At 45.5% G+C, this 21,263-nt stretch carries 17 protein-coding genes and 3 rRNA genes; 17 read left to right on the top strand and 3 right to left on the bottom strand.

All coding sequences use genetic code 11. The features are described 5' to 3' along the window. Window positions 1-67: 67 nt before the first annotated feature. Window positions 68-1,426, bottom strand: a complete 1,359-nt coding sequence (locus DOZ58_RS12015) for a sensor histidine kinase KdpD (RefSeq protein ID WP_111888504.1) — start codon at window positions 1,424-1,426, stop codon at window positions 68-70. Then, complete coding sequence (locus DOZ58_RS12010) at window positions 1,423-2,142, bottom strand: response regulator transcription factor (RefSeq protein WP_111888503.1); 720 nt, start codon at window positions 2,140-2,142, stop codon at window positions 1,423-1,425. The genes DOZ58_RS12015 and DOZ58_RS12010 overlap by 4 nt, the downstream gene beginning before the upstream one ends. A gap of 148 nt (window positions 2,143-2,290) precedes the next feature. Here DOZ58_RS12010 and DOZ58_RS12005 point away from each other — a divergent pair, with 148 nt between their 5' ends. Genes DOZ58_RS12005 through DOZ58_RS11995 form a run of 3 tightly spaced genes read left to right on the top strand, consistent with a single transcriptional unit; the run spans window position 2,291 to window position 4,692 of the window. Further along, window positions 2,291-3,205 carry an ABC transporter ATP-binding protein gene (locus tag DOZ58_RS12005; protein ID WP_111888502.1) on the top strand — a complete coding sequence of 305 codons (915 nt, stop codon included), beginning with the start codon at window positions 2,291-2,293 and terminating at the stop codon, window positions 3,203-3,205. Beyond that, window positions 3,202-3,954 (top strand): ABC transporter permease, encoded by a 753-nt coding sequence (locus DOZ58_RS12000; protein WP_111888501.1) that lies wholly within the window; start codon window positions 3,202-3,204, stop codon window positions 3,952-3,954. The genes DOZ58_RS12005 and DOZ58_RS12000 overlap by 4 nt, the downstream gene beginning before the upstream one ends. A gap of 3 nt (window positions 3,955-3,957) precedes the next feature. Then, window positions 3,958-4,692, top strand: a complete 735-nt coding sequence (locus DOZ58_RS11995) for an ABC transporter permease (protein WP_111889757.1) — start codon at window positions 3,958-3,960, stop codon at window positions 4,690-4,692. A 127-nt stretch (window positions 4,693-4,819) separates the two neighbouring features. Here DOZ58_RS11995 and DOZ58_RS11990 read toward each other — a convergent pair whose 3' ends face one another. Continuing rightward, window positions 4,820-5,911, bottom strand: a complete 1,092-nt coding sequence (locus DOZ58_RS11990; protein WP_111888500.1) for a ComEC/Rec2 family competence protein — start codon at window positions 5,909-5,911, stop codon at window positions 4,820-4,822. Window positions 5,912-6,124: 213 nt separating this feature from the next. Here DOZ58_RS11990 and DOZ58_RS11985 point away from each other — a divergent pair, with 213 nt between their 5' ends. The 14 genes from DOZ58_RS11985 to DOZ58_RS11920 all read left to right on the top strand — a co-directional run bounded on the left by DOZ58_RS11985 (window position 6,125) and on the right by DOZ58_RS11920 (window position 21,245). Continuing rightward, window positions 6,125-7,105 (top strand): lipoate--protein ligase, encoded by a 981-nt coding sequence (locus DOZ58_RS11985; RefSeq protein WP_111888499.1) that lies wholly within the window; start codon window positions 6,125-6,127, stop codon window positions 7,103-7,105. Between the two features lie 26 nt (window positions 7,106-7,131). Then, window positions 7,132-7,371, top strand: coding sequence for a biotin/lipoyl-containing protein (locus DOZ58_RS11980; protein ID WP_111888498.1), 240 nt, complete (start codon window positions 7,132-7,134; stop codon window positions 7,369-7,371). 13 nt (window positions 7,372-7,384) lie between these two features. Further along, window positions 7,385-8,239 (top strand): lipoyl synthase, encoded by an 855-nt coding sequence (gene lipA / locus DOZ58_RS11975; RefSeq protein WP_242988490.1) that lies wholly within the window; start codon window positions 7,385-7,387, stop codon window positions 8,237-8,239. Next, window positions 8,239-9,219 carry a lipoate--protein ligase gene (locus DOZ58_RS11970; RefSeq protein ID WP_111888497.1) on the top strand — a complete coding sequence of 327 codons (981 nt, stop codon included), beginning with the start codon at window positions 8,239-8,241 and terminating at the stop codon, window positions 9,217-9,219. Before lipA ends, DOZ58_RS11970 begins: the two co-directional genes overlap by 1 nt. Window positions 9,220-9,474: 255 nt before the next feature. Then, complete coding sequence (locus DOZ58_RS11965; protein ID WP_111888496.1) at window positions 9,475-10,974, top strand: arylsulfotransferase family protein; 1,500 nt, start codon at window positions 9,475-9,477, stop codon at window positions 10,972-10,974. Window positions 10,975-10,988: 14 nt separating this feature from the next. Next, window positions 10,989-11,360: an arsenate reductase family protein gene (locus tag DOZ58_RS11960; protein WP_111888495.1), complete on the top strand. Its 372-nt coding sequence runs from the start codon at window positions 10,989-10,991 to the stop codon at window positions 11,358-11,360. 104 nt (window positions 11,361-11,464) lie between these two features. Further along, complete coding sequence (locus DOZ58_RS11955) at window positions 11,465-11,665, top strand: hypothetical protein (RefSeq protein ID WP_111888494.1); 201 nt, start codon at window positions 11,465-11,467, stop codon at window positions 11,663-11,665. Between the two features lie 326 nt (window positions 11,666-11,991). Further along, window positions 11,992-12,585, top strand: coding sequence for a TatD family nuclease-associated radical SAM protein (locus DOZ58_RS11950; protein WP_111888493.1), 594 nt, complete (start codon window positions 11,992-11,994; stop codon window positions 12,583-12,585). 32 nt (window positions 12,586-12,617) lie between these two features. Beyond that, the gene (locus DOZ58_RS11945; RefSeq protein ID WP_111888492.1) at window positions 12,618-13,337 is read left to right on the top strand and encodes a UPF0489 family protein; all 720 of its coding nucleotides are present in this window, start codon (window positions 12,618-12,620) and stop codon (window positions 13,335-13,337) included. 57 nt (window positions 13,338-13,394) lie between these two features. After that, window positions 13,395-14,183, top strand: coding sequence for a hypothetical protein (locus tag DOZ58_RS11940; protein WP_111888491.1), 789 nt, complete (start codon window positions 13,395-13,397; stop codon window positions 14,181-14,183). A 241-nt stretch (window positions 14,184-14,424) separates the two neighbouring features. Then, window positions 14,425-14,541, top strand: a 5S ribosomal RNA gene (gene rrf, locus DOZ58_RS11935). A gap of 599 nt (window positions 14,542-15,140) precedes the next feature. Further along, entirely contained in the window at window positions 15,141-15,983 is an 843-nt protein-coding gene (locus DOZ58_RS11930; RefSeq protein WP_111888490.1) for a pirin family protein, read from the top strand. A gap of 669 nt (window positions 15,984-16,652) precedes the next feature. Next, window positions 16,653-18,171, top strand: a 16S ribosomal RNA gene (locus DOZ58_RS11925). 213 nt (window positions 18,172-18,384) lie between these two features. Continuing rightward, window positions 18,385-21,245: ribosomal RNA gene (locus tag DOZ58_RS11920) — 23S ribosomal RNA — on the top strand. The 16S and 23S rRNA genes sit together here, the layout of an rRNA operon. Window positions 21,246-21,263: the final 18 nt, after the last annotated feature.

Raw genomic sequence — 21,263 nt, 5'->3', positions numbered from 1 at the left:
ACAAAACGTATTGATTCAGATCGATCATAGTTGTTAAGACAACATGATAACAAAGATAAAAGGCATTCTAAGAGATAAAAACAAGTGAAGCCGTACAGCCCCCATCGGGAAGATTTTCAAAAACAACCTTCCCGCCATGAATTTTCATGATCCGACGAACAATGATCAGACCCAAACCGTGGTTTCCGAGTAATAGTGATTCATCCAGTCCCCCTGAATTTTTTATAAGTTCAGGGGGATAGCCTTTGCCATCGTCACTGACCTTAATCACCAGGCCGGTCGTTAGATTAGTTACCGAAAGCGTAATATTACAGCCCCGGGGATTGTGCCGGATGCTGTTGTCAATCAGGTTGGTCAGCGCCCGGTGAAGCAGGGCCTGGTCGCAGAGTAAAATCGGGCTGTTGGTTTCTTCGGTTACATCGACGGAGAGGGAATAGGGCGCGGTGAGGCCATCATTGATAAAATTGACCGCTACACCTCGGATTAATGCGGCGGGCGAAACCCGGCTAAGCTCCATCGGTTGGGCATGATACTCCAGTTTGGAAGCCAGGTTTAAATCATCGATCAGGGACTTAATCCGTTGACTCTGCTCTCGGATGATCCGGGCCTGGTTTTGTTCGGCGGCAGGCAGGCGGGGGTTAATTTCCAGTTCGCTGGCGTAGCCCATCACCATCGACAGCGGGGTGCGGATATCGTGGGAAACTCCGGCAATCCATTCCGTCCGGGCCTGATCCCGGTGGGCCAGTTGTTGTTCCTGCTGAAAAAGAATCACCGATGTTTCATTGAGAATCCTAGCCACTTCCCCGGTAACACCGCCGGTGGGCAGTGTCAGGGGTTCTTTTTTTGGTAGGGCGGTAATGCCGTTATAGAGCGGCTTTAGCTTACGGTAGAGCCAGAGTCCCAGAAATAAAGCCAGTGCCAAAGCAATCAACACATTAAGGAAAAAAAAGCTCACAATAAAACCGGGAATATGGGCGATGGTGTTTTCGGTAGAGGTGATGTTGTATTTCCAGGTGCTGTTTTTGGGTTCACCTAAAACCAGCAGACCGTCGGGATGCTCCCAAACGGAGACCGGATAGTCGTTGAGATACCAACGGCTAAAGGAGGCTACATCGGCAAGGGTGTATTGCAGCGGCACATCTTCAGGCAGGTTTTTGTTCCAGATCACCTGACCCTCCCGGTCAATCAGCATCGCCCAGACAAATTGCTTACTCATCAGAATGGTGGCAGAAGAATTAAGCTCATAAGTGCCATCGCTGTTTAAGAGACCATCGGAAATATCGGAGATCGCATATTTAAGTGGATGGTTACTAGAATATTTCATCATAAAGCTGGTCAAAAATGATAGATTGATGGTGACCAGTAAAAGTGCAATCGCAGCCGTCAGCAAAATCGAACGGGTGATGATTTTTCGCAAACTTTTCATGGCTTGGTTTCCTTGGCCAATTTATAGCCCATGCCCCGGATGGTCAGCAGGTATTGCGGTTGGGAAGGGTCCGCCTCGATTTTTTCCCGGAGCCGTCGGATGTGGACCATCAGGGTATTTTCATAACCGTAGAGATCGTCATCCCAGGCACTGCGGCAGAGGCTGTCAGCAGTGACGATATTGCCCTGGTTTTCCCAAAGCTTTTTCAGCAGGGCATGTTCTTTGGCGGTGAGGTTTTTTTCACCATCACCGGTCTTAACGATGCCGCTTTTAAAATTGACGGTCACCGCCCCCAGTACCAGAACTTCGTCCTGGTTTGGCGGAGTCAACAGCGGCTGGTAAACCCGCCGCAAGATCCCGCTTAAACGCAGCACCAGTTCCCGGGGCAGAAAGGGTTTGGTAATATAGTCATCGGCACCCAACCCCAGCCCCAGGAGCCGATTCTCATCCTCGTCCCGGGCAGACAAAAACAGCATCGGTACATTTGACTGCTGCCGTAGTTCCTGCATCAGAGAAAACCCGTCGCCATCGGGCAGCGTCACATCAAAAATTACCCCATCGGGCTTTTCTAAAGCAAAAAGCGCCCGCGCCTGCTGGCAGTTTTCGGCACTGATAATCTGAGCAAAGCCTGCCTGGTGAAGGATTGTTTTTAATAAATTGATAATTTCCGGTTCGTCATCCACAACCAGAAGTTTTGCTTCGAAAATTGTTTTCATTCGAATCACCCCCAAGTTATTATACCCGAAAAAATTGTTGGTGTTAGCATAAGCGATCAAAATTAAGGTAAAAGTAAGGCCGGGGACAACCCGCCGTAAGGTTCATCGGCTATCATAAAGGTATCGAAAAAAGAAGGAGTGCGTGGTTATGAGTAATATTATCGAGACTGAGGGTCTCAGCAAACAATATGGAAATGTTTATCGGGTTAAAGATGTTGATCTGTCGGTTCCGGAAGGCGCTATTTATGGTTTTCTGGGGCCCAACGGCGCTGGAAAATCGACAACGCTAAAGATGATTTTGGGGTTGGCGAAACCTACGGAAGGAGAGATCGCGGTCTTTGGAAGGCGGGTTAACAGCAAAAACCGTCTGAAAAATCTTAAGAATGTCGGCTCTCTGATTGAGTCGCCCAGTTATTATGGGCATCTAACCGGCGAGGAAAATCTGCAGATCTTTCAAACCCTGCGGGGGGTACCCAAACAAAACATTGCCGAAGTTTTAAAAATAGTTCGGTTGGAGAATCAGAAAAATAAAAAAGTCAGTCAGTATTCGCTGGGGATGAAACAGCGGCTGGGGCTGGCCAGTGCGTTGCTTGGGTATCCCAAGCTGCTGATTTTGGATGAACCAACCAATGGGTTGGACCCGGCTGGGATTTCGGAAATGCGGGAACTGATTCAGTCGCTGCCACAAAAATTTGGTATGACCGTGGTGGTCTCCAGCCACCTCCTAAGCGAAATTGATCAGTTAGCCACCCGGGTAGGGATTATTCGGGAAGGGGAGTTGGTTTATCAGGATAGCCTGACCAAGCTGCATCAGTACAGCAAACAGCACCTAGCGGTACGAACCATGAATAATGAGGTGACCAAATCATTTTTCAGTCGAAACGGCGTGGCCTGGGAAGCCGAGGATGATTATCTGATTATCCCACAGTTAAAGGACACGATGATGGCCGAAATCAGTAAGACGCTGGGGCAAAATAATATTGGCCTGGTCCGGATCGAAGAACGCAAAAAGAGCCTGGAGGATATTTTCCTGGAGCTGACCGGAACGGCGGTGAGTTTATGAGTGCCGCAATTGGGATGGAGGTCTTAAAAACAAAGGGTCGCAAGATTTGGCTGGTGGTGGCAGTGATGATGGCTGTTCAGCTGCTCTGGGCGGGCTGGTCTATTTCGAATAAAGACGCCAATGACCTGGTTCAGGGCTGGATGTTTTTTCTTTATCAGTTTCCGATGCTCAACTGCATCATCATGCCGGTAATCGCGGCGGTGGTGGCTTCGCGCCTCAGTGATGTTGAGCATAAGGGCCAAACCTTTAAGCTGCTGGAAACCATTATTCCGGCCCAGCGGATCTTTGCGGCCAAGTTTATCTGGGGTAGTGTCTATATGTTTGGGGCTGCCCTGGGACAATTGCTTATCATGATTGGTATGGGTCTCTTCCTGCATTTTGGCGGCCCAGTGCCCTGGGGGGCCTTGACGAGTTATCTGTTTTTCACTCTGGTGGTAAGCTTAACCATTTATATTTTTCAACAGGGGGTATCGATGCTCGTTGCCAATCAGATGGTGCCGATGACCCTGGGGCTCGTTGGCGGTTTTATCGGTCTGTTCAGTATGTTTTTACCTCAGAGTTTTCAAAAGCTGGTTTTGTGGAGCTATTATGGGGTGCTGATGCAGGTTGGCATGAACTGGGATGAGGTCACCCGGGTGGCAGATTTCTACTGGAAGGGCACGGATTGGTCGGGGCTCGGCCTGATTTTGGTTTTCTTTGTGCTGATTTACGGTATCAGCCGGATTTTATTTGTGAGAAGGGAGGTCTAGATGATGCTTAAACGGGTTTTAAAAGCAGAAATGATCAAGATGCGACATAGTCCGGTGTGGCTGGCTTTTTTACTGATTCCCATTATTCCGGCCTTTATGGGTACCTTTAATTATCTCAACAACCTGGGAATGCTGGAGAATCAGTGGTATAGCTTGTGGACTCAGCATACCCTGTTTGCCTGTTACTTTTTCCTGCCGGTATTGATTGGGATCTACGCGTCCTATCTGTTGCGGCTGGAACATGCCAACCACAATTGGAATGCGGTAATGACCACCCCGGTTCCGATATCCCGGTTGTTTCTAGCTAAACTGATAATGGGCTGGCTGATGGTGATTTTGACCCAGATCTGGATTGGACTGTTGTTTATTATTTCCGGATTGCTGGCCGGGCTTTCGGGACCGATCCCGCCGGAATTACCAGTCTGGCTGTTGTTTGGAGCGTTGGGCGGCATGGTCGTTTGCGCCCTGCAGCTCTGTCTATCACTGGTGATTCGCAGCTTTGCGGTACCGGTCGGGATTGCTCTGATGGGTGGCGTTGCCGGGTTGGCACTGTTGTCTAAAGGTTATGGGCTTTACTTTCCCTATGCGCTCATAACCCTAGGCATGCGGGCCAACGATCCGGCGGCACCGATGTTGGTAGGCGAAGCTGCTTTTCTGATCGCCTGCGCTGTATTCACCGCTGGACTTTGTTTATTTGCCATCATCTGGCTAAAACGGCGGGATGTGGTGACGGGTTAATCAATAGCGGTCCAACATTAAACAGAAGAACCGTAAAAACGAAGTGAAAAATCAAAGCAAAAAAAGAGGCCAGTGTTTAGCAGCGACGATTATTGCTAAATATTGGCCTTATTCGTTTCGTACTGTTTTAACTTGGCGGCTTGCAGACGCCACAGGGAGTCAGACCCAGGGAATGAACTTCTTCCAGATTGTTTAAGTAGATCCGATTGGATTCCTTTGGTAAACTGGAGCAGCCAGGTAAATGGTAAACCTTGGAGTTTTTATTGCCAATATAGGCGGCCGTTTCCAAAGTGGCTGTGTTTGCCGGTGTTTCTGGGGTAGCTGCGAGCCCGTTGTCCACTTCCTGATAAGGTTGGGTTGGGGGAATCCCGGTTTTATTAAAGCTCAGTTGATCACCCTCACTGGTGGCAATAATGGTTCCCAGTTGGTCGATGCGAAAAATGGTGGAGCCGACGTCGTTGAGACGGCTCATGGTTTCTTCGTGCGGGTGACCGTAGTCGTTGTTTAATCCACAGGAGATTACCGAATAACGGGGGTTCACCGTTCGTAGAAACAGATAGCCAGTAGATGAATAGCTGCCATGATGACCAACTTTAAGGACATCGGCCTCCAGATCCAGGTTCTGGGCTAAAAGTTCCTTTTCCGCCACTTCTTCCATGTCTCCGGTAAATAGAAAACGATGCGCACCATGGGTGACTTTCATGACAAGCGAATCATCGTTAACATCGTCATGAACACTAAGGGGTCCAAGAAAGTTGATTGTTGAGCTGCCAAAAGACAGGGTAGTTCCCGGGCTGGGGGTAGAAATAGGAATGTTCTTACTTTTTGCTTCAGCGGTCAGGTTTCGGGAAGCTTTGTTTTCCTCGGAATTGGTCAGGTATAGATTGTCCACATCCAGTCTGGCCACCACATCGGTTAACCCACCGGCATGGTCATTGTGGTTATGGGTGGCCACCACATAGTCGAGTTGGGTGATCCCCAGATCGGTCAGATAGGTAATGATCGCCTCGCCGTACTCCGGGTTGCCGCCATCAATGAGCATGGTGTCGTTGTTGTCCACCAGCAGAATGGCATCGCCCTGGCCCACATCCAGATAGTGAACCACCAATGAATCATGAGGGGTAAAGCTGGTTTGGGTTCCAGATAATAATTGACAGCCTGTGAAGATAAATAATAAGCTTAAAATAAAAGCTGTAATAAGCAAACGTTTTTGTTTCATATCAGTTCCTCCGTGGCTTTATTTTATCATATTGAGGGAGAAATTACTTGTTATTTTAGACCATCAAACCGACAAGAACGGATGGTTTTTTTGAAAGATTGGAAAAGTGTTAAAAATAGAGTAGACGATAAAGCGGTTCTCAGGTAAAATTAAAGTCATATTTCAAGACAACGAAAAGCATGAAGTTGATATACATCAGAGAGGAGACCGCCTGTGAAGGTTTTAGACAGCATCAATACAGACGTTTATTTTAACCTCGCCATGGAAGAATACTTGTTTAAAAACAATCTTGATACCGAGTATCTGTTGTTATGGAAAAATGATAACAGCATTGTTCTGGGAAAACATCAGAATATTTTTGAGGAAATCAATCTAAAAGCGGTGGAACAAGCAGGGGTGCCAGTAGCGAGAAGAAACACCGGAGGAGGTACGGTATTTCATGATACAAACAATCTAAACTACTCATTTATTACCAATCAAGGGGATGTCTTTGCCGATTATGATCAGTTTTTAAACCCCGTCATTATGGCCCTCAATGAAATGGGGGTTCCGGCCAGAAAGCGTCGTACCAGCGATATTGCCATTGGCGAACAAAAAATATCGGGGTCGGCTCAGACGGTAAAAAAGGGACGGGTGCTCCATCATGGCACCTTACTATATGATTCGGATCTCAGTTTATTAAAAAATTTACTAAAGACAACCACGGGAAAGATCACATCCAAGTCCGTAAAATCGGTGAGAAGTGATGTGACCAATATTAAAAAACACTTAACCGACCAAACAATGAGTCTGGAAACCTTTAAAAACACCTTACTGGTAACCTTATTTCCGGATGGTGTTGAAAAGGTAAGCTTAACAAAACAAGATATTGAGGCGGTAGAGGCATTAGTTAATGAAAAATACGCCCAATGGGAATGGAATTACGGTCAATCACCAAAGTTCTCATTTGAAAAGGATTGCACGATCCTAAACAAAAAAGGGAAGGAAATACAGCTTGCGGTTAAGCTAGAAATTTATAAAGGTTGCATTGCCAAGTGTGAAGTGATCGTCGATGGTTTGGTAAATGCCAAATTGAGCGAGAGGCTTACTGGGCTCAAATATGGTTATGGAGAAATTCTGCATCAATTGGAGGGGATCGGGTTTACAAAAGAAAACGAACTAAGAGTGGATTGCTTAACGGATTGTTTTCTTTAAAATACAAATACAAGGAGAAAATTAAGATGAAAAAAAACATTCAAATGCCAAGACTAAGCGAACAAATGGAAACCGGGGTGCTGGCGGCCTGGAACAAAGAAGCCGGAGATGTGGTAAAAAAGGGTGAGGTACTTTTCGAAATTGAAACCGAAAAGGTCGTCAGTGAGGTCGAATCGATGGAATCCGGAGTTTTGGAAGAAGTATTTTTTGAAGCCGGTGATGAAATCAAGGTGGATGATGTGATTGCCGTCATCAACTGTGATTGATCAAGAGGGCAAAATGGAAAAGAAACCAGAATGGTTAAAGGTTAACTATAATAAGGAAGCCGTGGAAGAAGTCAGCCGACTGATGGCCAAGTTAAAACTGAACACAGTTTGTAAAGAAGCCAATTGTCCCAACCTGGGTGAATGTTATAAAAAACGGACGGCCACCTTTATGATCCTGGGGAACATTTGTACCCGTCACTGCCGTTTTTGTAATGTCGGCAGCGGGGTAGTGGAAGCGGTGGATCCAAACGAACCCCAGCATTTGGCTGAAGCCGTCAAGGAATTGGATTTAAAGCACGTGGTCATCACCAGTGTCACCCGGGATGATCTGGCAGACGGCGGAGCCAGCCATTTTGCCAATACCATTAAGGCCGTGCGAAAGTTAAACCCGGGAGTAACCGTTGAGGTGCTGATCCCTGACCTGCAAGGCGTTTCGGAACACCTGGACATTGTCATAGCAGCCAACCCCGATGTGATTAATCATAATGTCGAAACCGTCCGGGAATTTTATCCTGAGGTCCGGCCGGAGGCGGACTATGATCGATCGATGCAGGTGCTTTTATATGTTAAGACAAAGGCACCCCAGATCAAAACGAAAACCGGGATTATGGTCGGCCTGGGGGAGACGGATGAACAAGTTTTTAAGGTCATGGATGATAGTCTGAAAGCCGGCTGTGATATTTTCACCATCGGCCAGTATTTGCAACCATCACCACAACATATCAAAGTCAAAGCTTATGTGACCCCGGAAAAATTTGAAGAGTACAAAAAAATTGGCGAAGCCAAAGGCTTTCATTATATTGCCAGTAGCCCCCTGGTTCGTAGTTCCTACCGGGCGGAAGAAGCACTTGAAGGAGGAAAAAGCTGATGATTTATATCGAAAACAATTCCACCGATCCTTTTTTTAATTTTGCCCTGGAATACTACCTGATTACCGAAAAGCAGCTGCCCGAGGAGCAGATCTTTATCTTTTGGCGAACCGAGCCAACCCTGATGATTGGCAAGTATCAGAACACCATCGAAGAAATTAACGAAGACTTTGCCAAAAAAAATGGCATCAAGGTGGTGCGGCGCATCACCGGTGGCGGTACCATTTACACCGACATGGGGGGCTGGCAGTTCAGTTTTATCACCAGAGGTCTGGCAGAAACGATTGATTTCAATAAGTACATTGGCCCAGTGATAGATGGACTTAAAAAACTCGATGTTCCGGCCGAATTCAATAGCCGGAATGATCTGGTTATCCACGGCAAAAAGTTCTCTGGCAACGCTCAGTGTATGTTAAACGGCTATACCCTTCATCATGGATCGCTGTTATTTAATACCGACTTTGAACAGATGGTCAAATGCCTGACTGTCGATGATTACAAAATTATTTCCAAGGGTATCAAATCCGTTAAGGAACGGGTCACTAATATTTCAGAACATTTGACAACACCGATCGATACCGACACCTTTAAAAAGCTGATGGTTGAAAGCATTATGCAGGGTTCGGCGGCAGAATATAAACTGACGGCGGCGGATCGGGAACGGATCGAGGCCATTGCCAAAGAAAAATTTGAAAGCTGGGAATGGAACTATGGAAAATCGCCGAAGTTCAACATCACTAAAACCGGCCGCTTTGATGGTGGAAAAATGGAATTTAAACTGGATGTGAACAAGGGCAAAATTATGGACTGTCATATTTATGGTGATTTCTTTGGAACCATGGACATATCGGTGCTCAGTGATGCCCTGATTGGCACGGCCTACGAAAAGGAAAGCATTAAAAAAGCCATTGAAGCCTGTGACATCAAACAAGGTTTCTACAATATTAATGTGGATGAACTGGCTGAGATTATTTGTTAAGTTGCAAATTAAAAGTATTCACCCCATCTTTTCATTGAGGTGGGGCTTTTTTTGTCATCGCATTGGGAAATGACCAGGCCCTTACCTTTTGGTGGAATGCATGACAACAGGCGGATGGTTTATTAAAAAACTGTAATTAGAACCTACATGAAACTTTAAAGAAGCTGTGATACAATCATCCCCATGCTTAAATACAAAGGCGTATTAAGGAAGTCGGGAAGATGAAATGATTGGAGATCAGAAGGAGATGAATTTATGGATAGTTCAAGAAAATTTATTATAATATCGATCAGTGCGGCAATATTATTAATTATTTTAGTCAGTTGTACATTGGCTTATTCAGGGCGGGATAATACCCTGATGTCTGATAAAACGCTGAGCTTAGAAATTAACGGATTTAATGTGGAGTTACCGCTTTCGGAAAACAACGCGGTATTTGACGCCGTTAGCTTAAGCAGTGTTACTGAAAACAGAATAAAATTACTTAATGAGGTTGGCGCTAACGTTAAGATAAATGGGAAAGGCATCGGCGTCGGAACAACCATTGATTTAAAACTGGAGACGCTTTCGTCGGGCGAACGGATAAAAATACAGGTGGATAACGAAAAGGATGAGCGGGTGATTTATTTAAGAACGCTGTCATCCCAGCTTCCTGAAATGATTGCGGCTGGTGAGAGCAGTTATGATGGGAATTACTTTGCTGCCATAGCAACCGGAGGCGCTGCCCTTTATGAGCTTAACAAACAGGGCGAGGTGGTGTTTTACATTGCCAAGTCACCGGAAGAATCCAACGGTGAATCCTATCGGGATTTTAAAAAGCATGTTTTTGAAAATGGAACGATCCGTTACAGCTATCAGCGGGTTAACGGCGACGGTAATGACATTGGCTATGCACCGGGCGAACGGGTTATTCTGGATGATCGGTATCAGGAAATTGACACCATTACCCTAGCTCAAAGTGAACTGGCAAAAGCGGGCGATTTGGTGGATGGTCGGGACTTTATCTTAATTGATGACAACCATTATATTGTGGAAGCCTCACAATTAGTATTGGTTCAGAATGTGCCAGACGGTTTGGGTGCCAATGTGATGGGATCAAAGGTGGTCACAACGCTGATTCAGGAAGTGAAAGACAATCAGGTGGTCTTTGAATTTACCACCGATTCCCATCCGGAATTTTATGGACTCAGTGTTAGTGATAATGATTACAGCAATACCATCAGCCAGAGTCCGGATTATTCGGGCTTTAACCGGATGATCATTGATCCGGAGGATGACAATCTGATTGTATCCTTTGGTAATATGAATACGATTATGAAAATTGATCGGGAAACCCAGGCGGTTATCTGGAAATTATCGGGAAGTGGCGATGAATTCGGGATGTCTGCGGAACAAAAAACCTCCGGACAAACGGATTTGGCGATCACCGCTGAAGGCTATCTAACGGTCTTTGACAATGCCTTGAGCTCTGGTCAAACCCGTATCCTGAAGATAAAACTCGATGAAGTCAATAAAAAAATACTGGGCTATCAGGAATACAAAATCCCGGGAAAAACCTCCCTGGCTTATGGAAGTACTCAAAAAATCGGAGATAACATTGAAGTATATAGTATTGGCTGGGGTCTGCTAAAAGAGGGTAATGTGGCCATTTCAGAGATTGATTTTAATACCGGCAAGAAGTTATTTGAAGTGACGCTTCCCCAGGGCGTTGCCAACGATCGGGTTCAAAAATCGAAATTAGAGATGATACAATAGAAGTGAGGTAAGCAATGAGACCAATATTTTTATGTTACCCTAAATGCTCAACTTGTCAGAAGGCTAAGAAGTTTTTGTTAGAAAACCAGATTGATGTTGAAGAACGGCATATTGTGGAGGATCGTCCCCAAAAAAATGAGTTGGTTGAGTGGATGCAACGGTACCAGGGTGATGCTAAAAAGTTTTTTAACACCAGTGGTCTGGTCTACCGGGAAATGGCCTTAAAAGATAAGGTTAAAACAATGACGCCGGATCAGATGGCTGAGGTGTTGAGTACCAACGGTATGTTGGTGAAACGACCGTTGGTAATTCTAGAAAACGCAGTGCTAATCGGTTTTAGAGAAGAGCAGTGGCGAATGGCATTATTGACCAATAAGCAGGATTAATCCACAAAGTGGGCGTTATTTTTTCCTATAAATGATTTGTAAGCTCAGAAGTGATGGTCTATAATGGAATGAGGATTATTAATCGAATACAAAGGAGAAATTAAATGTCGCGAAAAACCATTGAAAAATTCAGAAAACAACCTGAGACGGATGGGGTAGAAATACTTGAAATGGAACTGACTGAATATACTTACCCCAAAAGCGGAATCGGTATCTGCCCCCAATGTGGCGGAAAGATGAATGGCGTTGGACTTGATTGGAGCTGCGAAGGCTGTGACTTAAAACTGGTGGGTCCCGTATTTTAAAAAGACAAAAAGCACATTTATCGATTAATTGATAAATGTGCTTTTTTATCGGATTAATGACCAACGATTTCATTATTTGCCAAAAATGAATCTTAAATATTTCCAAATAGCAAGAGGAATAATTGGTGATGTTCATAGAAAATAATGATTTTACGTGACATCATGGTTAAATATGGTAAAATGTTGATAACTTTTTATAGTTTTGCTTGAAAGCATTAAGTAAATCAAATAATTAGACCACCTGCCCACGGTCTTGTAAATAGTCATAAAGACAGATGGATAGCAAAGTGGAATAAACGATAAACAGATCCCTGGAGGAGAATAAAATGACGATTACCTATGAATTAGGGAAGTCTTTATATGTGAACATAACGAATCGATGTAGCAACGCCTGTACGTTTTGCGTAAGAAAAGATGAACCCACAGTCAACGGAGTTGATGATCTCTGGTTGGAGAGAGAACCAACCCAGGCAGAAATACAAGAAGACATATTAAAACGTAATCTGGATCACTATGAGGAGCTGGTTTTTTGCGGATATGGCGAACCAACATACCGTTTAGATGAAATATGCGCCATTGCCAAAGAAGTCAAGAAGATCCATACCATTCCCATTCGTCTAAATACAAATGGTCATGGCAATCTGATTTATAAAAAGGATATGACGCCCCTTTTAAAAGATACCATTGATGTGGTGTCGATCAGTTTAAATGCTAAAAACAAAAAAGAATATGATGAGTTATGCCGTCCTGTTTTTGAAGATGCCTATGAAGAGCTGTTGGAGTTTGCCCGACTGGCCGGAAGATATACCAAAGTGATCTTGACCATTGTGGATATACTGCCCATCGAGGATCAGGAAGCCTGTCGACGAATCAGTCAATCGGTAGGAGCAGAATTACGGATCCGTTCATATATTGACTAAAATTGCTGGTGGCCGGGAGTATGGACTGTTAAATGAGTAATAATAATTTAAAACCCCGATGCCTGAGTATTGGGGGCAAAGATATATTTGTGGTGGATGACCATCACTATGTGCTCCTGATTTGGGGACGTTTATATAAAACCCGAAAGCACCCGATGGTGCTGGTGAGTATTGATTATCATCCGGACACCAACCCACCGTTCTGGCTGTGGGCCTATCAAAAAGCGATGGCCATTGACCCCGATCGGGAAGTGGAACTGGTGGCGAAATTTCAGCAAAGAATGATGATCACCATAGAGCCCCTCAATTTGGACAGTGTCCGGAAGGCTATCGGTCAGATGCGTAATGACGAGCAGATCAATACCGCCATGGCATTGGGGTATCTAAGTGATTACCATATGATCAATTGTATGGAAAAACATACTTATTCAAAAGGCAGTCACTATCTGGTTCCGAAAACTCAATTTGGAAGTCTTGAAGACGCCATGTTTAAAAACATCAAACTGCCGCTTAAAAAGATCGGTGCCGAGGATCTGATTCTTGATATTGATCTGGACTATTTCTTGCGTCAGGAAAATTTCGAGCTGGATCTCGATCAAAACAGAATTTTTGCAGATTTGGTCAGGCAGGCCCAGATCATCACGGTGGCCCGTTCAAAAAGTTATTTTGATTTTTTAAGAACCGAAGAATTTACGATTAAAAGCTGCGAAGAAAAACTCATCGGCCTACTGGAAAAAATTATCCGCAGGTAGTTGATAAAATAACACATCTAAGAAGAAAAGCGAGGATGCGCATGGGAGATCGACCTTATGGGAAAACACAGTGAAGAAACCCAAGTCATTAAGCGGTCACAAGAGCAGTGTGAAGACCGCTTATTAGCCTTTGACACCAGTAAATATGATTTGAAAAACCATATCGCTGACAAAGAAGAAAGTTTGGTTGTTTTTCAAACAAAGATTGTTTTTGCCGCCAATGGCCAACGGATTACGGTTAAACTCAAAAAAGTTGATGATCTCAGGACTGAAGTCACGGTCCGCTCGGAACTGATTTCAAATATTCAGACGAATGACCGCGGTGTAAATAAAAAAAATATTAATGCCATCTATCGCTATCTCTATGATGAAAAGGGAGCTGATCAGAAACCGGAAATTATCGGAAATAAGCAAGGGATAAAAAAGAAATTTTTTCCCTGGGGGAAAAACACTTCCACTGTAAAAATGTCGATCATGGCCAGTTATCTGGGTGGGTATAAAGAATTTAAAAAATCAATTAAAGGAACCCTGGAAATTCAGGAAGCCGGCATTGACTTTGCCGTCATGGGTCCCAAGTTTAGTATCCCATTTCTGGAGATGAGATCCGCAACGATTGCATCAACCTTTGATATTGAGAACAATCAGGCCTGGCAGATGATTTGCTTTAAGGATGAACTCAAAAAGGATAAAACTGATTATGAAAAAGCAAAGAAAAACAAACTGGTCGTCGACTATCAGAACGAATCGGGACAAACCGCGTGTATTTTTAGAGCCGACACTTCATTTGAGGTAGAAAAGAGCCTTTTAAAAGCGCAGACATTGATACAGGAATTGATGGGAAATTAGAATTAAGAAATAAAATTGAAAAAAGGTTTGACAAACTGATTTGTGCGACGTATAATAGTGAAGTTGAAATAAACAAGAACTGAATATGCATAGCAAGTAGGGACAAGGAACACCAATTTTTTCAAAAATCTCTTATGAAGAAGTAGAAGATTTCTGCAAGAATTGATGGCCGATTTAGCCGGTTTGACCGCTAACGCTCTTTTAGACCTATTTGTTTTTTAGCAAAACAAAGCTAAATAAGTCTCGCGACGATGGCGGAAGGGCCACACCTGTTCCCATACCGAACACAGAAGTAAAGTCTTCCAGCGCCGAAAGTACTTGGTGGGTAACTGCCTGGGAGGATAGGACGTCGCGGGACTTTTTATAATGAAGCCGTGCAAAAAAATAGATATATGAATATTGATTCAAGTTCACTTGAAAATCAATGTTCATATATCTATTTTTTTATGGGGCGAAGCCCCAAACGGAGGCGTAGCGTGAGCTACGACGGAGTTGCACGGCTTCATTAGACGGCAGTAAGGTTTGATCTCTCTTTTTTATATTATTAGGAAGGAGCCATCTGGCGACTGACGCGACTAAGGCGTAGCGCAACGGAGACGAAGTGTCGCATGAGCGAGTATAACGGCAGTAAAGTTAAGAGATTGATTCAAGTTCACTTGAAAATCAATGTTCATCGCTATTTTTTTATGGGGCGAAGCCCCAAACGCAGGCGTAGCGTGAGCTACGACGGAGTTGCACGACTTCATTAGACGGCAGTAATTTTTAGCGTTGTTTGATACGAACGCACCAGCGGTTACCGGATGTTAAGGTCTGCTTTACGGAATACCGTTGATCGACCGAAGACAGAAAAGCACCGTCATTTTTTGTTTCAAAATGTTTAATTAAAGTTTTGGGCGGTATAATTTCAAGTAATGAGTAACAAGTTGTGAATAGAAGAAAAAGAAAGAAGGCGTTTTTATGAAAGAAAGAAAAGTCATCCAAGTTGTTCAGGGGGCTCGTGCAGTCGATGGGGCCGGCGTTCATTTGACCCGGGTCTTATCCCACTCAACTGTAAAAGCATTTGACCCCTTCTTAATGCTTGATTCCTTTGATTCTGAAAATCCTCAGGATTATATCAAAGGTTTCCCCATGCATCCCCACCGGGGAATTGAAACGGTCACCTATCTGGTTGAAGGGCTGATCGAACATCAGGACAGCCTGGGAAATAAGGGCGCTATTGAATCCGGATGCTCCCAATGGATGACCGGGGGAAGTGGGATTCTCCATCAGGAGATGCCTCAGGCCTGTGAAAGAATGCTGGGTTTCCAGTTATGGCTGAATCTGCCGAGGTCAGAAAAAATGACGGAGCCAAAGTATTTTGAGATCAGAAAAGAAGATATTCCTCTATATAAAGGAGATGGTTTTAATGTTGGTGTTATATCGGGATCTTACGAAGGGGTAAATGGCGCCGAACCCCATCACATCCAGGCGATGATTTTAGATGTGGTTGTTGAACCGGAAAAATCGGTTAAGATTCCGACCCCCAAAGGAGAAACCGTATTTGTGTTTTTAATTAAAGGTCAAGGCGCAACGGCAGGAACCTTATATAAAGAGAAATCGGCATTGTTGTTTAGTGAAGGGGAGTATATTGAAATGACAGCCGCTGAAAAGCCGCTTCGACTAGCCGTGTTTTCGGCGCCTCCGCTGAATGAACCGATCGCTTGGGGCGGTCCCATTGTGATGAATACCGAGGAAGAGCTACAACAGGCCTTTGATGATTTGAAAGAGGGCAGTTTTATTAAAGCGTTGCCACAATTGTAAGGGTCCAGGATAAAATTGATCTTCTCTAAGTAGCTTGAGAGTGTTAAAAATAGGGAGAGCGAATCAATGCTGTAGATTGTCAGATACACAATTAAATCAAAACGCAACAATGACTTATGCTAAATTATAATTAGAACAAGACCAACGATGCTTCGATTCATCCTCAAGCATCGTTGGTCTGGTATAATAAAAAGCTTGGTGTATCATTAAAGTCATGTCAGAAATACCGGTTTATCAATTAAAATATCTTTCAAAGAAAACCTGAAAAAAACTACATAAAAGCATTGACAAGAAGGAACAAAGAGCGTATACTAATGAAGTTGTCTCGTAACAGAGGCGGCGGACATTGGGCTGAAACATTGAAATGAACTTGGAATTAACGCAAAAGAATTTCAAAAAACAGCTTGACAACATCGGGAAATGACGATATAATAGAAAAGCTTCTTCGGTCGGAAACGATTGCAGAACGGCGGTCATAGAAAAGAGAATAGTACCATAAAACCTGTAAAACAGCCAAAACATCCGCAGGATGAAGGCGGCTAAAATAGAAACAGAGAGATGTACTCTTTAAAACATTAACTCGGCAGAGGATAAACTGCACTCGGTAGAGTATAAAACACAGTTATTCATGAGACAGCATTTTAAGCCTAACGGCTTTAAATACAAACTTTTATTGAGAGTTTGATCCTGGCTCAGGACGAACGCTGGCGGTATGCTTAACACATGCAAGTCGAACGAGACAAAAGAGAAGTGCTTGCACGGATCTTTTAGAAAGTGGCGAACGGGTGAGTAACGCGTGGGTAACCTACCCTATGGAAAGGAATAGCCTCGGGAAACTGGGAGTAATGCCTTATAAGATATATTTGTCGCATGGCAGATGTATTAAACGCTCCGGTGCCATAGGATGGACCCGCGTCCCATTAGCTAGTTGGTGAGATAACAGCTCACCAAGGCGACGATGGGTAACCGGTCTGAGAGGGCGAACGGTCACACTGGAACTGAGACACGGTCCAGACTCCTACGGGAGGCAGCAGTGGGGAATATTGCGCAATGGGGGAAACCCTGACGCAGCAATACCGCGTGAGTGAAGAAGGTTTTCGGATCGTAAAGCTCTGTTATTGGGGAAGAAAAAAAGACGGTACCCAAGAAGAAAGTCCCGGCTAACTACGTGCCAGCAGCCGCGGTAATACGTAGGGGACAAGCGTTGTCCGGATTTACTGGGCGTAAAGGGCACGCAGGCGGTTTTTTAAGTCAGATGTGAAAGGTACCGGCTCAACCGGTGACATGCATTTGAAACTGAAAGACTTGAGTATTGGAGAGGCAAGTGGAATTCCTAGTGTAGCGGTGAAATGCGTAGATATTAGGAGGAACACCGGTGGCGAAGGCGGCTTGCTGGACAAATACTGACGCTGAGGTGCGAAAGCGTGGGGAGCAAACAGGATTAGATACCCTGGTAGTCCACGCCGTAAACGATGAGTGCTAGGTGTTGGGGAGACTCAGTGCCGCAGCTAACGCAATAAGCACTCCGCCTGGGGAGTACGACCGCAAGGTTGAAACTCAAAGGAATTGACGGGGACCCGCACAAGCAGCGGAGCATGTGGTTTAATTCGAAGCAACGCGAAGAACCTTACCAGGTCTTGACATCCTCTGACMAYCYRAGAGATYRGRCTTTYCCTTCGGGRACAGAGAGACAGGTGGTGCATGGTTGTCGTCAGCTCGTGTCGTGAGATGTTGGGTTAAGTCCCGCAACGAGCGCAACCCCTGTGGTTAGTTGCCATCATTTAGTTGGGCACTCTAAGCAGACTGCCGTGGATAACACGGAGGAAGGTGGGGACGACGTCAAATCATCATGCCCCTTATGACCTGGGCTACACACGTGCTACAATGGTCTGAACAGAGGGCTGCGAAACCGCGAGGTGAAGCTAATCCCTTAAAACAGATCTCAGTTCGGATTGCAGGCTGCAACTCGCCTGCATGAAGTTGGAGTTGCTAGTAATCGCAGATCAGAATGCTGCGGTGAATGCGTTCCCGGGTCTTGTACACACCGCCCGTCACACCACGAGAGTTGGCAACACCCGAAGTCAGTGAGGTAACCGTAAGGAACCAGCTGCCGAAGGTGGGGTCAGTAATTGGGGTGAAGTCGTAACAAGGTAGCCGTATCGGAAGGTGCGGCTGGATCACCTCCTTTCTAGGGAATACAGGAAGTCATGGTACTATTTTCTTTTGTATGACTGAGTCATACAAAAAACTGAAAAGAACACATCGGAAGATGTCTTTTTTTTAGCAGGTATATTTATCGCATGGCGATAAATGTCCCAATCGATCATTGAAAACAGCATAGTGTATAAATAAAAATGAAATACAATTTCAAAATGTTAACAACATTAGAAACGAATTTTAGGATCAAGAAGAAAAGAGCACAGGGTGAATGCCTTGGCAATCAGAGCCGAAGAAGGACGCGACAAGCTGCGAAAAGCTACGTGTAGGTGCACATAACCGATAAAGCGTAGATATCCGAATGGGGAAACCCGGCTGGTAGAAGACCAGTCACTGTGACGTGAATACATAGCGTTATGGAGGGAACCTGGGGAACTGAAACATCTTAGTACCCAGAGGAAAAGAAAGAAACATCGATTCCTTTAGTAGCGGCGAGCGAACGAGGAAGAGCCCTGATTACATCAAGGCTGTATTATTAGTTGAACGACATGGGAAGGTCGGACGCAGAGGGTGAGATCCCCGTAGACGAAAATAGTATGGACGGGTAATCGACGAGTACCACGGGACACGTGTAACCCTGTGGGAAGATGGGGGGCCCACCCCCCAAGGCTAAATACTACTGATTGACCGATAGCGGAAAGTACCGTGAGGGAAAGGTGAAAAGAACCCCGGAAGGGGAGTGAAATAGAAACTGAAACCCTGTGCTTACAAGCAGCAGGAGCTAACGTGACTGCGTGCTTTTTGTAGAACGGGCCAACGAGTTACGGTATGTAGCAAGGTTAAGTACTTCAGGTACGGAGCCGTAGGGAAACCGAGTCTGAATAGGGCGACTAGTTGCATGCTGTAGACCCGAAACCGTGTGATCTATCCATGACCAGGATGAAGCTTGGGTAAAACCAAGTGGAGGTCCGAACCAGTGTCTGTTGAAAAAGGCTTGGATGAGTTGTGGATAGGGGTGAAATTCCAATCGAACACGGAGATAGCTGGTTCTCCCCGAAATAGCTTTAGGGCTAGCGTTGTAGAGAGAGTGATGGAGGTAGAGCACTGAATAGGCTAGGGGKCGTAAAGMTTACTGAACCTTATCAAACTCCGAATGCCATVCACTTATATACGGCAGTCAGACTGTGTGAGATAAGTCTCATAGTCAAAAGGGAAACAGCCCAGACCATCCGCTAAGGTCCCCAAGTCCAGATTAAGTGGGAAAGGATGTGCAACTGCACAAACAACCAGGATGTTGGCTTAGAAGCAGCCACACATTTAAAGAGTGCGTAATAGCTCACTGGTCGAGTGGTTGTGCGCCGAAGATGAACGGGGCTAAAATCTGGCACCGAAGCGATGGATTATGGTACTACCATAGTGGTAGGGGAGCAATGTCTTGAGGGCGAAGCGAAACTGTAAGGTTTGGTGGACACAAGACAAGAGAGAATGTTGGCATGAGTAGCGAAAGTGAAGTGAGAATCTTCACCATCGAAAGCCCAAGGTTTCCTGAGGAAGGTTCGTCCGCTCAGGGTAAGTCGGGGCCTAAGCCGAGGCGAGCAGCGTAGGCGATGGACAACAGGTTGAAATTCCTGTACCACCTTTAATTGTTTGAGAGATGGAGTGACACAGAAGGATAAGCGAACCCAGCGGTTGGAAAAGCTGGGCCAAGCGTCAAGGCTGAGTAGGGAGGCAAATCCCCTTACTCATAAGGCCAAGGCGTGACGGGGAACGAAAAATAAGTAGGGAAGTCGCTGATTTCACGCTGTCAAGAAAAGCTTCTATTGAGAGAGAAGGTGCCCGTACCGTAAACCGACACAGGTAGGCGAGGAGAGAATCCTAAGATGAGCGGGAGAAGTGTTGTTAAGGAACTCGGCAAAATGACTCCGTAACTTCGGGAGAAGGAGTGCCCCCTTATGGGGGCCGCAGAGAAGAGGCTCAAGCGACTGTTTAGCAAAAACATAGGTCTCTGCTAAATCGAAAGATGATGTATAGGGGCTGACGCCTGCCCGGTGCTGGAAGGTTAAGAGGAGTGCTTAGCGCAAGCGAAGGTGCAAATTTAAGCCCCAGTAAACGGCGGCCGTAACTATAACGGTCCTAAGGTAGCGAAATTCCTTGTCAGGTAAGTTCTGACCCGCACGAAAGGCGTAACGATTTGAGCGCTGTCTCGACAACACACCCGGTGAAATTGTAGTACTCGTGAAGATGCGAGTTACCCGCGACAGGACGGAAAGACCCCGTAGAGCTTTACTGCAATCTGGCATTGAGTTTTGATCGTGCACGTACAGGATAGGTGGGAGACAAAGAATTTGGGACGCTAGTTTCGAAGGAGTTGCCCTTGGGATACCACCCTTGTACGATTGGAATTCTAACGAGTGGCCGTAATCCGGTCATCGGACAGTGTCAGACGGGCAGTTTGACTGGGGCGGTCGCCTCCTAAAAAGTATCGGAGGCGCCCAAAGTTACCTTCAGGATGGTTGGAAACCATCTCTTAGAGTGCAAAGGCAAAAAGGTGATTGACTGCGAGAGAGACATCTCGAGCAGAGACGAAAGTCGGGCTTAGTGATCCGGTGGTTCCGAGTGGAAGGGCCATCGCTCAACGGATAAAAGCTACCTCGGGGATAACAGGCTTATCTCCCCCAAGAGTCCACATCGACGGGGAGGTTTGGCACCTCGATGTCGGCTCGTCTCATCCTGGGGCTGAAGCAGGTCCCAAGGGTTGGGCTGTTCGCCCATTAAAGAGGCACGCGAGCTGGGTTCAGAACGTCGTGAGACAGTTCGGTCCCTATCCGTCGTGGGCGTTAGATATTTGAGAAGAGCTGTTCCTAGTACGAGAGGACCGGAACGGACAAACCACTGGTGCACCAGTTGTTCCGCCAGGAGCATAGCTGGGTAGCTAAGTTTGGAAAGGATAAGTGCTGAAGGCATCTAAGCACGAAGCCCCCTTCAAGATAAGATATCTCACCGAAAGGTTAAGGTCCCTGATAGACGATCAGGTAGATAGGCTGGATGTGGAAGTATGGCAACATATGGAGCTGACCAGTACTAATCGACCGAGGTCTTGATCCAAGATTTTATACACTRTGC

The organism is Acetobacterium sp. KB-1 (assembly GCF_003260995.1).
Classification (GTDB): domain Bacteria; phylum Bacillota; class Clostridia; order Eubacteriales; family Eubacteriaceae; genus Acetobacterium; species Acetobacterium carbinolicum.
The sequence above is the reverse complement of the archived record's forward strand: the minus strand, read 5'-3'. Positions and strand labels throughout refer to the sequence as shown.